A 12,662-nucleotide genomic window follows, 5' to 3' on the forward strand; every position below is an offset into this window, starting at 1 on the left:
TATATTTAAGCACTTATTTAAATAAACCAAGTTCTGACAAAGACATAAATACCGTGCTTGCCCCTGTTCTTACAATTACTTTTACAAACCTGGTAGTAATTGCCTCCTCCGGAAATGCATAGTTATACTGGGTTTCATTTTGTGAGACTGTTGTTGTTCCTACTAGGGTATACGTAACATTATCTGGACTGGTGTAAATTTCTACGTTTCTTACATAGCCGTTAGCCTCCCCAATTCTTTGCACAAAACTGATACCTTTTACCGAAGCTGCACTGGATCCGGTACTTTCGATAATGGTAAATGGAAAACTTTCTGCTGCCGTTGGAGATGAATATTTAGAGTGATAAATGGTTGAAGTATTATTATCGACTAAATTGGCAAGTGAACCTTCTTGTGCTGGTGAACTTGCAGATATAACTGTGGTAGGAATAGGTGTGGCAGTAATTGGTACAGGTCCATCTCCCCCGGTTTTAGTCATAATATTATAAGTCCAAATGGCTTTTGTAAGTAACGGATAATTTGCTGCTTTAATTTTGGCTTGCGAAATATTACTAACTGATATACCCCATGCATTAAAGAATGGCAATAAATCGGTTTTGGTGTATTCGCAAACACGTTCATAAAAAAAGTCTTTTTTGTCCTGATCGTTATTTGATAAGCGGGAAGCATGCCTTGCCTCGGTGTATAAATAGGTCAGCAAGCCATAATCAAATTTTTCTAAAAGCTGTACAAATGGAACGGTACGTGCGAAAGAACCATTTTCCCTTCCCCCATTTAGGTCAATATCGAAATTTTTTGAAGCTGTAGCAGGTGAAGCTGCGTAAGCAAGTGCAACATCGTTCCACTCGTTTGGTGCATGCAAAATTCTAAAATCCTGGCCGTAAGCTTTTGCCACTTTGTAGGAGAAAAGATTATTTGTTGATTCGCCCAGTGCAGCCCAGTTCCATGTGGTATTTTGCTGGCAATTGTGCCCAAATTCGTGGTATGTTCCCCAGTTTGGCTGTGGTTGATTTGTGGTTAACTGATTTAAACTTACCCAAGTTTGAAACCATTCACTACCATTGTAGTTTAATAAACCCATAAAAGGAAAACCTGAGTGGCCTGCTGCTGTTGGAAAACCACTAATTTGGATATCAACAGTGCCTCGCCAAGGCCCTTGCGGACTCCTATCGCGAACATCGGATGCATTCGGCGATAAGCCCATCCATGCATTGTAGTGTTGATCGAAAATTTCATTCCATTTAGTCATTAAAGCGGTAGGATTGGTTAACGGATCTCTTGCAGAGGTGAATTTTTCTACAATTAAGTCTCTTGGTACCAAATAAACCACACTTCTACAGCGAAGTTCTAACCAGGGTACCTGCGATGCTTTTACCTGTGCAATCCAAGCTGCATCGTTGGATTTACCAAGTTCGAAATCGGGTGTTACACATGCTCCGGAAATGGTGAATTCGATAGGGCTAGGGTACGAAAAAGTGGCGTTGATGTAGAGATAACCGCCATAAAGATTACGCACATAATTAACCCCGGCAAACAATTGTTTTTTAACTACAATAATCGGGTCTCTCAATAAAGGACTTACACCTGTTAAATTATCGGTGTGCCCACCAACCTGTACGCTTAATCCATCAGCACCAGCGGGCACTACGATTTTAATCAATTCGCCTGGCGGGGCGTAATAACCTGTTCCAAATTGAGGTTGCGGTGCAACTGAAATTCTTAAAATATCGGCTGTTTGTGCGCTAAAGTTTAAATTTAATGTAAACTTTGCATCTGTTACCCTTGCTTCGCCATCGCCAACCAAACCCGGGAAAACCCTGGCTTTGGCGAAGGCAGAACGATCAACAAATAATCTGTTGGTATCTACCGTAATACTTTTTACGTTTCCGGAGTTGTCATCATAACCGTCTTCTACCTCGTAACCGTATTTTTTACATGATGATAGGGCCACCACGCTTATTAATATCGTTAGTTTGAATATTATCTTCATTTGAAATTTCATTTAATGCAAAAATTAATTCGATACCACATCTGTAAATGTCGGAGGCCAAGCCTTGCCCGATAAATTCCATTCTACTCTAGGCAGAATACCCAACCAATTATAAATCTGAAAAGGCAGATCTACATTGTTTGGCACTGTTCTATAAGCAACACCTTCAAGTTCAGGATTGATGTTAGCAGACAAATCGTTGAATGTTGCCCAGGTAGCATTACTGGATAAAATGAAGTCATTTTTTTTACCCGAACGGTCTTTCAACAGATAGCCGTTTCCTTCTTTACAAGGCCACCAGCCTTCCAAACTGGCAAAATATGGGTGATTGACTGTTACTTCTCTTTTCATAAAAGTAACTACTTCTGCATCGGTCATTGTAGCTTTAAAAATGGCCAGATCTCTCAACAGGAAGTTGGTGGGTTTGCCAACAGTGGCTTCTGCCCCTATTCTTAAGGCGGAGGTATTATCAGTGATTTTGCCTGTTACATCAAGTGGATATGTGGAGTTGGTGCTTCTTACACCATCAGTGTATAGCCTTAAAAACCTTTTTCCCCCTTCCATTGATAGGCGGATTGCTATAGTATGCCATACCCCATCTCTTACTGTACTAACATCAGGACGCGCTGAGTCGGCAAAATCGAACTGAAAGGATGTATTAGAAAATGCGAATAAATAACCATTTGCTCCAACGCCAGCAAAACTTGACCTTTTGCCAAAAAATGGCGGCCATGTGGTATTTGTTCCTGCATCGTTACGGATTTTAAACATTAAAACATAATCAGCGGTAGTACCAAAATTTCCAACTGTAGTTGTTGACAATGAAGCGGTTACTTTGCTGGCATCATTTGATTGAAACCTTGGAGCACTCCCTGCATAAGGTATGTCAGATGTATTTGGTTTACCTAAGAATTTTGAGGCAAATTTAGGATTATACAAAGCCACGTAAGTGTTCCTAGTATCATCGCCAAAGAGGCTTAAATCTGTACGGGGATTAGTTGTTGCACCACCTTTATTTGATGCGATTACTACGAGCCAATTTTCATCACGAAAAGTCGGTCGTTCTTTTAAAGCGGCAACCATCTCACCTATATAAGAATCTAGTGATAAAATTACGGCGCGGTAAGCTGCACTATTTTCGTTATATCCATTTGCGGAACCAATGGTTTCTGCTTCATGAAATTGTGCAACAATTAAATCGGGAGTAGTATCCTTTATCTTCGCAACTGTTGCTGTTTTCACATCAGCATCGGTAGCAAAAACTTGTTTTTCAGTAGCATCGCCGGCTAAGTTTTGGGCAAAAGAACTACTGGCAGCATAACACACTGTTGAAAATTTTGGCTTCTCCTGTTTAATGCGGGTAAATAATGAAGGAAAGGCTGTTAAATTGTTACCAGCAAAGTTATCGTTTGTAACTTTGTGAAATTTGGGATCAACACCAGTTGTTAAACTTGCCCAGGCACCTGCATTTGTTACAGGTAAAAATGTACTATCTGTTAAACCAACAAAAGAATAAATTGAATTCTTATTGATTTCTGTAAGCTTAGGTGGTTTAATTGCCGCTACGGCGGTTCCTTTTACCCCATCAAGAATGATGTATAATACTTTTGGTTTGCCAGAACTAACTCCAGCAGTGTCGTTTCTGCTTACACTCTGCAGTGCATTGTCGAAATTTTTGTTACAAGCACTACCTAGTAGTACTAGTGTTATTAAACAAACCGAAACACAAAAAGTGTAAAGATTTGATAATGCTGGTTGTTTATGTATCATAATAATGATGGATATTTAATTAGTTGAGCAGTTCTACCCTTAAAATATTTTTTGCAGGTATATTATCGAAACGAAAGATATTTCCTACAAGGATAATTGCAGGGTTACCGGCTGTTGAAGTAGTTTCGATCATTTTTTCTACAGAACCCTGAAAAACACCCGTATTGTTATAGCCATTTGCCAGTGTGCCATCTGCATTTAAAATCATAAAGCCCTGCCTAAGCACATTTCTGTATAAGCTGAAACTTCCTGTAACCACAACTTTACCGTTATTTAACTGTGCAGCAAAATTCACTATCCCACCACTCAAGGCCGGAAAAGTAAAATTTTCTGTTAGCGTGCCATCGCTGTTTAACATGGCTACACCAGTACGAGGCTGGCCGTTAAAATTTTTAAACGTTCCGGCTACTAATAATTTATTGGTATTTGCATTATAGGTAACCGACGAAATTTCATCATCTGCACCGGTGCCGATGGAGAAAGTATTATCTACAGATCCATCCAAGTTGATTCTTACTACACGGTTACTGTTTATTCCGTTGAAAGTGGTAAAATTGCCAACTATTATCAATTTGCCGTCAGGCATTTGAATTGCATCATTAATGCTACCATTACCTGCATTTGGGCTTTGTTTCGTTCCAGGGTTGTAATGAAATGACTGATCCATAGAGCCATCCATATTCATCCGTACCATCTGCCTCATCAATACACGATCGTATACTTTAGAATCGTATGTAGACCTTTCATAAAAAACCCTCAGGTAATAATCAAAATTTCCAATTGCGTAAATCTGATCGTTAAAAGTGAAAATTTTCTTGATGCTTCCCTGAACGCCTCCATTAAAACCTGGCACGGTATCACGATTTTTTGATGGATCGTTGGGTGTAGCATTTACCACATCAACTATTGTGGAATCTAATGAACCATCTACATTTAATCTGGTAATGTTACTGATATTTGCCCTATTTAACCGCTTGGTATTGAAAGAAGAGAAATTGCCTGCAATTAAAAACTTGCCATTTTGGGTACCACTGGTAATCCGAGTAACAGCATTTACCAGATAATTGGCTCCAATACCAAACTTTAATGTCGCATCAACCGCGCCAGCAGCATTTATTTGTGCAACATTACCTATCGGTAAATTTTTAGTTGCCCTGTTTTCATAATCGGTAAACGCCCCCGCTAAGAAATAACCACCAGCCGGGAGTCGCAAAATATCATAAATCGGATAATTAGAACCATTTACCACTTGAAAACCAGTATCAAAGCTTACTTTACCTGAAATTTGCATGGTTGGCCCGAAAAATGTCTGATTATCAAGCGTAGGGTCATTAACTGTTACCCAGATGCCTCCTGTACTCGCATTTAAAGGCACCCGAAACTTTAGGGTGCTATCTGTAAATTTTAATACATCTGCTTCTATTTCGTTTACGTATAATTTAAACTTGCCGGTATATTTTAAAAGCCCTCTTATATTGACATCAACCTCATCTCCTGATGAAGCTATTGCCGGACTGGGCACCTTCGATTTGAATTGAATACCAAGGCTTTCCTTACCATTTGCGTAAGGATCTTTCAGTTCTACTTCTTTTTTCTTACAGCCAGATAGAATTGTTATCATCAGACATGCGGTTAGTAAGACCGTTGTGGTATATTTAGTATAAAGAGATATCATCTTTTATATTGCTAATCATTAAAAAAATTATGGCGTAGGTGGCGTTATGCCGCTGGCTAATACATCGTTAATAAAAATATTATTCACAAAACCGAAATTATGCTTGTTCACCAGGGTACTTCCTAATAGCGTTGCTTGCCGCAAAACATGTATTACCCCGTTTGTGGGCATGATATCTGATGTAGCCACAGGAATATTCACCAAACTCTGCTGTGGTTTGGTAAAATCTTTAATATAGGAGAGATAAAGCTGTCTGTAACCTGCATACTTAATGCTTGTGGTACCGCTAGCTGCATCATTAAATATTACGCCTATGCTCATGATCCTGCCATTTTCTCCGTAAGAGGCATAAGATTGCCCTGGAAATGCGGTATAAGCGAGGGTATCTAATTGAGGATAATCTTTAAGCAGGTTTGTACCTTTAAAAATATATTGCGATAAGGTTTTACGCCACACTTCTTTTTTGATTTGAGATAGTTCTTTTACGGTGTCTCTACCATTTTGTATCAGGAAAGCATTCAATGCTTTAACTGATTTATATATGGAAGAACTAGTTGGGGCGAAAAATGTAACATTCTCCTTATCAAGCACATCCTCCATGCCTGCGAGTGTGATTACTCTTACTGTTGAATCGAACATTGCAGGTTTGGATTTTAGGTATTGAAGTACTGTACCATTATAGTTTGGCTTTAATACACCAGAATCGAAATAATACTCTTTGTTGCAAGCTGAGGCCATTAAAAGCACAATAGCCAGCCAAATAAATGGCATAATTTTATTTTTCATCACTTTAATTGTTTATCTCCAAAAGTTATTTAATGTCATATTTGGGTTATTTACCAAAGCAGATACACTGATTGGCCATGTCCAGGCTCCTGCGTTAAAATCTGCAACTCCGATCGGGTGATCAGAATATTCTGAATTTAGAATCCTTTTGGTTCGCACCAGATCATAGAAATACTGCCCCTCACAAAATAACTCGCGCACACGCTCGTAATAGATATCGTCTTTTAGCTGATCTCCGGTTGAACTAAAAGGAGTAGCCTGGGCTCTTGCCCTAACCTTATTTACAAAGGTTTGCGCTGTGGCATTATCTTCTAAGTTTGCTGCTGCCTCTGCTGTTAAGAGCAAAGCATCTGGCAAACGGAAAATAATCCGGCTATCATCATGAGAGATGGCATTATTGGTTCCACTTGGATAGGTGTTGGCAAACTTCTTCAACTGGAAAGTGTTGTTGCCCAAATCAGCATTCTCAAACCACAATGTTCTACGCAGATCTCCGGTTCCTGCGGGAATATTTTTTGCATAAATTTTACGGTGTAATACATTTGTGAGGTTGTAGTAGTAGTTGTACCGCGAAAAGGATATTTTGAAAAAAATATAGATGGGTTATCGTATTGAGAAATTACTTCGCCATAATTTGCATTGGATACGATTTCGAACAGACTTTCTTTGGTATTTCCTTTAAAAATTTTTTTGTTGTTATCGTTTGTATAGTCTAGAAGACCATAATCTGCATAGGAAATCAGTTCCTGGCCATATTTAACCACTTGTTGGTAATAGGCTGTCTTGTCGCCATTATCAAATCCGGCGGCCCACATATTCATGTGCATCATCAAAATCAAGGCAGCCCCACGCATTGCTCTTGTTCCAACCTGGCTGGCATCTATATAAGTGATTGGTAAATCATCTTTTACGGCTTCCATGTCAGCAATACACTTTTTCATAACCGCAACTTGGTCTGTTCTGCCGAGGGGCTGATCATTGTAGGCATTTGTATAATAAGGTACGTCGCCATACATTCTAACCAGGAGGAAGTAGCAAAGATTTCTTAAGAAAATACCTTCAGCAATATATCGTTTACGGGTTTCTTCCGTAATTGCTGTACTTGGCATATCAGCCACTTCCTTTACAAGGATGTTTGCACTACCTATAACATTGTAGTAAGATTGCCATTCGGTTGCCGCTTTGAAATTGTAAAAGTAATAGTCGCCATTTGCTGATGCTATTGCGCCTTTTAAATCGTTATTAATTAAATTAGTGAAACCTGCAATATTTGCAGAATTAACTACAGGAGCGCACCTAAGATCGGCAAAGGTGTAAAATGTACTTCCATTATTTAGTATTCTGCTCCTTAATTTTATGTATATACCGTTTACAAATTTTTCTACATCAGCTTGATTTTGCCAATAATTGTTGCCTGATAAATTATCAATCGGGGTTACATTTAAGAACTTTTTGCAGCCCAGCACACCTGCACTGATAATGGCCAACAAAATTATATAAGTAATTTTTTTCATATCTATTATCCGGTTAAAACTCCAGGTTCATACCTAAAACATATTGTTTACTCAGTGGGTAACCGCCTGAGCTATCGCGCCCAAGTGCTGTTACCGCTTCTGGATTAGGGCCAGAATAGTTGGTTAAAAAGCCAAGGTTTTGTGCAGTTATGTAAACGTTAGCACGGTTGATTCCAAACTTGCTTGAAAATGCCTTGTTAAGGGTATAGTAAAGTTTAATTGAGTTAAGTTTAAAGTAAGTTCCATCTTCCTGAAAAAGCGTTTGCCCATAACGGAATGGATCTACAATTGAAGCCCTTGTGTAATCAAGCGGGTTTGGGTAAGTACCATTGTTCCCAGCTCCTGTCCAGTAGCTATATTGTGATAATGGCACTAAATTTCCAAGCTTAGTAGGATTGTTAAAATTTCTGAATTGTGCTGCTAATGCATTGTTCAATATGTCTCTTACCAACGTAAAAGAACCATTTACTTCTACACTCCAGTTTTTGTAATTTAATAGCGCACCTATACCGCCAGTAATTTGAGGTTGAGAATTACCTGCTACTACCCTGTCGTTAGCATCCAAAATGTAATCACCATTTAAATCTGTGTAGATTGGGTCGCCGGCCCTGAAATAGTTACGTACACCTGTTCCTCCGGTACTATATCGCTTACCTGTCATCGGGTCGATTGGCACATCTGCTGTGGTGCTGTAAACGCCTTTGGTATTGTACAAAAAGTTTGATAATGAATTTATTCCAAGTCTATAATAAATATCTTGTGCAAATTCAGGATCCAATGCGATCAACTGTCTTGCACCATCTGGCAAGGCGGCTAAAACCTCTTTGTTAATGGCCAGGTTGGCATAAACATTAAGTTTAAAAGGACTGTTGGGGTTTAAAGGCCTTGAGTTAACCTGAAATTCCCATCCATAGTTAACATTACTGGTTTCTACTGTGGTTACGTTAGTGAAAGAGTTGATGTTAGCAATGCCCTTATCACGAAAGATATTATCAACTTGTTTATAATAGGTATCGAAGCTGAAGTTAAGTTTATTTTTAAAAATGCTAAAATCAATACCAGCATTTAAGGTGGTGTTTTTCGTAGGTTGCAAACTGAGATTAGGTAAGCGGTTAAGATCTATAACAACCGATTGGTTATTGTTATAAGCCCCGCCGCCAAAATATCTCCCATAAACATCATAAATGCTTCCATTGGGCTGAATGTTACTTCCATAACTCAGCCTGATATCACCGTAATCAAGCCAATGATTTCCTGCTAAAAAGTTTTCTTTGTCAAAATTCCATTTAACAGATACAGATGGATTTTTCACATAACCTGCCAATGGCCCATTGGTTGAAGTTCCATCAACACGGTAATTAAAATCGATTACATATTTTTGTTTGTAGTTATAAGAAAACTGGCCTGCAAAACCAACTGATCGAAAATCGGTGAAGTTATTTAGCGTTCCGCCTAAAGTTTGATCGTAAGCAGAATTATGGGTAACAGGCCCGCGAATGAAACCGTTTACAGTACGATCGTTAAGGATTGCATCAGCTTTAAAGTTGGAGCTGTTGATTTCAGTGAACGCAAAAACACTAAAATTGTGTGCTGGCTCATTGCTTTTATCGTTAATGGTATAAACATAACTTAAGCTGCTTCTATTATACAATTTGGTAGAACGATCGTTATAAGAATAATAGCTTGCAAAGCCACCATTTAGTGAGGCTGGTACGAAGTTATCTCTGGTGCCGGTTATATTTGTATAATTAATTACTGTACTGGCCTTAAAATTTTTCAGTATTTCGTAATCCAACTGTACTACCGCAAAAGTATTGAGTGTTTTATTATCGTTATCGCTTTCGGTTGCACCCTGCACTTGGTTTACAGACGAATAGAGTGATGGAGGTGGCAATAGGGAAGATGAACTTCCGCCGGTTGCTACTCCCGTATTAAATATACCATTTCCGCTTCCTGTTTGCTGTCGCTGAACTGAATTGTTCAACTGACCAAGAATTTTAAACTTACGGCTCGGATTGTAAGTCATGGTGGTATTTAAAATATATCTCGAATAGCCTGTATTTTGCTGTACCCCATCTTCATCATAGAGGCCCAAAGCTACCTTGTAGTTAAAAGCAACATCTCCTCCAGAAATTGATAAATTGTGGTTTTGATTATAGGTAGGCCTGTAAAAGTAAGACTGCCAATTGGTTGAATTATTGTAATAGGCATTTAAGCTATCAGAAAGAAAATCTACTGCATTGATCGTTCCTAAAGCATGATAATAGGTAGAATCATAATCCATTATTTGCTTTAAACGCAGGTTGCGTTCTTCTACCCCACCAATTACCGACCTTAGTTGTGGTACGGTACTCAAAAATGCAGAGCCTTGGTAACGAACCACCGGCACTTTGGAATTTCCTCTTTTTGTGGTGATTAAAATTACGCCATAGGCACCACGCGAGCCATACAATGCAGTTGCGGCAGCATCTTTTAAAACCTGTATCTCTTCAATATCTTCTGCCGGAATTTGCGAAGCTGGAGAAGTACCTGGCCCTGCTTGCTGAAAGCCATAAGAAAATGTAGAATTGTCATCAACAGGCACACCGTCTATTACATATAAAGGCGAAGTTGGTGTAAGGTAAGCATTGTTTCCGGACCCGCTTACATTAATGTTTGATAAACCACGTACCTGAACTGAACCTCTAAAACCTGGGGCACCCGTACTATTTTGAATATTTAAACCCGCCACCTTACCTTGTAAAAGTGAGATTACATCGCCAGCAGGCTGCCCTTGAATTTCGCTACCAGAAATTTTCATTATCGAACCGGTTGAAAGGGTTCTGGTTTTAGTAACATAGCCAGCTGAAACAACTTCTACTGTTTTTAAAGTGCTGTTTAGTGGTTCTAGTGTGATATTGAAATTACGCCTGTTGTTTACTTTTATGGTTATCGGCGCCATACCTACATAGCTAAATTTAAGCTCTGCATTATTGGCCACTGTTAGCCGAAAATTGCCATCATTGTCTGTTTGACCAATTACCTGGTTTGTTGAAAGCAGTATGATGGTTACACCTGGTATAGTTTCTTTTTTTACAGAACTGGCATCGATCACCTTTCCTGTAACTGCAATTTTTTCTTGGGCCTGAGCCTGGTTAAATAACCCGATTAGCAGCAATACCGCTATCGCATAAAAATATTTAATCATGAATATATTTTGCTTAGTTTTTAATCCTGTCTCCATTAGTCGTTCGCAAATCTTGGTCTCTCGGTTTTAAACCAAAAGATAATTTCCCAATCGCCCTTCTCGTAAATATTATAGTTTAACCCGATTACAGATTTTTGTAGCACATTGCCAAAAGCAATACGTTCGAACCTGAACAAGGAGCTTGCCTGTGTACCTGAAGTTGTAGTGTATTTAGTGGGGTAATCATTAAGTGGTATAGGATAGGCAACCTTATATGTTACCTTTTCAGCTGTTTTTACCATATTAAAACCATGCACTACATTGTCCCACTGTGTGGTGGCAAATTTGTTTGGATCAATTGTTCTAAAAAGCGTATCCACAAACTTAAATGAGATGGTATTGCCTGGCCCACCGCTTACTTTATTAAATAAAACCTGGATATCAGAAGTACCTAAAAAACGGTTTGTACGTTCACCACGGATATTATTTATGATTGATGGGCTTACTGATGTTCGTACTTCCTGCCCGGTAACGGCATCGAAATTAGAGGGTTCGTAAGGTCGCTCACGGAAAGGCCTAAGTCTCATTTTCTGAAAATAACGTTTACCTCCAGAATTCGACATTTCGACATCAAATACATAGCCTGAATCTGGTTGTGTTTTCACAAAATCCGACTTTGCAGCATCCCACATTAAAAATTGACCGGAATGTGCTCTGATTTCAAAAAGCTTATGATTTTCAATAGCTCTTTTGGCTTCTATCTCCTCAAGTGATTTCTCGGTTCCATCATAAGCCATTTTCCAGATTTTAACCGGAAAATAATCGTTTAATTCTGGAGCAGATTCTCCATTAAACCTTCTCATATTTACTATTTTGAAATCGAGCGGGAGAGATGAGGTACCTGGATTAAAGTTTCCACTGAACAAGTTGTTACGCCCTAAAACCGGTTGATACAGCGTTTGGGTAAACTGGGTATCCTTACTTAGTGATAACGAATCATCAGGCAGGTTTTTCTTGCAGCCAGCCATTAATAACAGCAAGCACGATAAGAGAAAATAAAACTTGGATGTATGTATAACTAATTTCATTGTCTTATTTGTTTAATTTGGTGGTAAAGTTGCCAAAGCCGAAAATGTGTGTAGGGCTTAGAATATTAATAATACCGTTACTGGTTTTGATGTTAACCGCATTTGTTATACTTCTTTGCCAATTGGTTTTAACTGTTAGGTTTTTAGGATCTGAAAAAACAATACTTATGGGGCCACCACCTTCATAACCAGATGCATTTTGCTTTTGGTATTGTATATGCATTTGATATTTGAGCTTAATTGAACTTGCATAAGATCCATCAAGGAAAGGCTTATAAAAATCTGTCGGGTGCATACCGCTTATGATATACTTATCCATCATGATTTCAAGCTCAGTAAGATCTGCATTTTCTAAACTTACCAGAGGTTTATTTTGTGCCACTCTAATCTGGTTGAGTTCATAAAGTGCCGAGGCAAAATTTTCGTTAGTGGGTGCAAAAAGCGTAACCTTACTTTCAGTAAGCGCATTTTTCAAGTCTGTAGTTCTGTTTAATACCGTTAACAATGAGCTAAAAGTAGCTGGTTGCGTTTCGAGGTATTGAACAACATTCCCATTAAATTCCTGAACCTCATTCTGATAGTCTCGGTAGGGAGAATCTTTTTTACATGAAGACAAAACCATGCAGGTAAGCGACACTATTAACAAGTATTTTATATTTAATTTCATAGTTAT

Annotated in this window: 9 protein-coding genes; all 9 read right to left on the reverse strand. The window is 38.7% G+C overall.

Features of this window, described 5'->3' with window-relative positions:
* Window positions 1-13: 13 nt before the first annotated feature.
* On the reverse strand, window positions 14-1,990 hold the full coding sequence (locus AC0IWE_RS06025) for a M60 family metallopeptidase (RefSeq protein WP_471792339.1): 1,977 nt from the start codon (window positions 1,988-1,990) through the stop codon (window positions 14-16).
* A 24-nt stretch (window positions 1,991-2,014) separates the two neighbouring features.
* Window positions 2,015-3,760 carry a LamG-like jellyroll fold domain-containing protein gene (locus AC0IWE_RS06030; protein ID WP_471792340.1) on the reverse strand — a complete coding sequence of 582 codons (1,746 nt, stop codon included), beginning with the start codon at window positions 3,758-3,760 and terminating at the stop codon, window positions 2,015-2,017.
* A gap of 19 nt (window positions 3,761-3,779) precedes the next feature.
* The gene (locus tag AC0IWE_RS06035) at window positions 3,780-5,381 is read right to left on the reverse strand and encodes a DUF5008 domain-containing protein (protein ID WP_471792341.1); all 1,602 of its coding nucleotides are present in this window, start codon (window positions 5,379-5,381) and stop codon (window positions 3,780-3,782) included.
* A gap of 81 nt (window positions 5,382-5,462) precedes the next feature.
* On the reverse strand, window positions 5,463-6,221 hold the full coding sequence (locus AC0IWE_RS06040; protein WP_471792342.1) for a fasciclin domain-containing protein: 759 nt from the start codon (window positions 6,219-6,221) through the stop codon (window positions 5,463-5,465).
* A 12-nt stretch (window positions 6,222-6,233) separates the two neighbouring features.
* Window positions 6,234-6,656, reverse strand: a complete 423-nt coding sequence (locus AC0IWE_RS06045) for a RagB/SusD family nutrient uptake outer membrane protein (RefSeq protein WP_471792343.1) — start codon at window positions 6,654-6,656, stop codon at window positions 6,234-6,236.
* Entirely contained in the window at window positions 6,653-7,735 is a 1,083-nt protein-coding gene (locus tag AC0IWE_RS06050; RefSeq protein WP_471792344.1) for a RagB/SusD family nutrient uptake outer membrane protein, read from the reverse strand. The genes AC0IWE_RS06045 and AC0IWE_RS06050 overlap by 4 nt, the downstream gene beginning before the upstream one ends.
* Before the next feature lie 13 nt (window positions 7,736-7,748).
* Window positions 7,749-10,922 (reverse strand): SusC/RagA family TonB-linked outer membrane protein, encoded by a 3,174-nt coding sequence (locus AC0IWE_RS06055; RefSeq protein ID WP_471792345.1) that lies wholly within the window; start codon window positions 10,920-10,922, stop codon window positions 7,749-7,751.
* A gap of 35 nt (window positions 10,923-10,957) precedes the next feature.
* Complete coding sequence (locus AC0IWE_RS06060) at window positions 10,958-11,989, reverse strand: DUF5007 domain-containing protein (RefSeq protein WP_471792346.1); 1,032 nt, start codon at window positions 11,987-11,989, stop codon at window positions 10,958-10,960.
* 4 nt (window positions 11,990-11,993) lie between these two features.
* A complete protein-coding gene (locus AC0IWE_RS06065) occupies window positions 11,994-12,656 on the reverse strand; it encodes a hypothetical protein (RefSeq protein ID WP_471792347.1) in 663 nt (220 codons plus the stop codon).
* Between the last annotated feature and the right edge of the window lie 6 nt (window positions 12,657-12,662).

The sequence above is a fragment of the Pedobacter sp. AC402 genome (assembly GCF_979252805.1).

Excerpts from the sequence above, each read along its gene's own strand:
- AC0IWE_RS06060 (WP_471792346.1), bottom strand. The coding sequence starts at position 11,989 with ATGAAATTAGTTATACATACATCCAAGTTTTATTTTCTCTTATCGTGC.
- AC0IWE_RS06030 (WP_471792340.1), bottom strand. The coding sequence starts at position 3,760 with ATGATACATAAACAACCAGCATTATCAAATCTTTACACTTTTTGTGTT.
- AC0IWE_RS06065 (WP_471792347.1), bottom strand. The coding sequence starts at position 12,656 with ATGAAATTAAATATAAAATACTTGTTAATAGTGTCGCTTACCTGCATG.
- AC0IWE_RS06040 (WP_471792342.1), bottom strand. The coding sequence starts at position 6,221 with ATGAAAAATAAAATTATGCCATTTATTTGGCTGGCTATTGTGCTTTTA.
- AC0IWE_RS06055 (WP_471792345.1), bottom strand. The coding sequence starts at position 10,922 with ATGATTAAATATTTTTATGCGATAGCGGTATTGCTGCTAATCGGGTTA.
- AC0IWE_RS06025 (WP_471792339.1), bottom strand. The coding sequence starts at position 1,990 with ATGAAGATAATATTCAAACTAACGATATTAATAAGCGTGGTGGCCCTA.
- AC0IWE_RS06035 (WP_471792341.1), bottom strand. The coding sequence starts at position 5,381 with ATGATAACAATTCTATCTGGCTGTAAGAAAAAAGAAGTAGAACTGAAA.
- AC0IWE_RS06050 (WP_471792344.1), bottom strand. The coding sequence starts at position 7,735 with ATGAAAAAAATTACTTATATAATTTTGTTGGCCATTATCAGTGCAGGT.